The sequence below is a fragment of the Shigella sp. SIG3 genome (assembly GCF_053555855.1).
Window position 1 is genome coordinate 1 of record NZ_JBQZXE010000287.1, and the last position, 704, is coordinate 704.

Annotated in this window: 2 protein-coding genes; both read right to left on the reverse strand. The window is 51.8% G+C overall.

Features of this window, described 5'->3' with window-relative positions; genetic code table 11:
• Positions 1–405: prophage tail fiber N-terminal domain-containing protein (locus ACUU1I_RS20980; RefSeq protein WP_072075238.1), on the reverse strand; the 405-nt coding region annotated here is incomplete at its 3' end.
• Between the two features lie 23 nt (positions 406–428).
• Positions 429–704, reverse strand: a 276-nt coding sequence (locus tag ACUU1I_RS20985) for a tail fiber assembly protein (RefSeq protein WP_202837206.1), incomplete at its 5' end; no start/stop codon positions are given.

Consider the following 704-nt stretch of genomic DNA (forward strand, 5'->3'; position numbering starts at 1 on the left):
TGCGGCTGCCGCCACATCCTGCGCCGTCTGCTGTGCGTTTCCGGCTGCGGCCCCGGCGCTCTGCTGCGCCTGCGCCACCATTTCCTCAAAGCGTTTGACGACATCCGGTTTCAGGTCGCCCTCATCAGGAGCAATCAGAAAGTCATTCAGCGTGCCGGGCTTTGAGTCCTCATATACAGCAATGTCGCCAACGTTGTACTCGTTGCGCCAGTCCTGTTTCAGATACACACCATATTTTCCAGTCCGCGCATGGAAACAGTATTCACCATCGTTTCCTGTCATCACATCAGCAACAGTGTTCATCACCACTTCCGGGGTGTTTACCCGGGATTTCAGAATAATATGGTATCCGGACATGGGGATACCTGCGCCATCAGTCAGCGCACCTGATATCACTACAGACATTGTTTTTCTCGCGATAAATTAAATCAGGAAGAACCTTCCGGAGAGGCGGGCCATTCAATGGCGTTGTATGAGGATTTATCAGTGATGGTGCTGAAATCCATCGCCTGCAGCGATTTCGCGTAAATACGACAGGCTTTCAGCTTTTCTTTATCTTCGTCGCTGATTAACCCCAGCAGCAGGTCTTCTTCCCATTCCCCTGTCCGGGCACTGACCTGAGCCAGAAGGGCATCACGCTCATCTTCCGCTTTGAGTCTGTAGTCAAAGACAAATTCATCATTGCGGTAAAACCAGTAACCCGG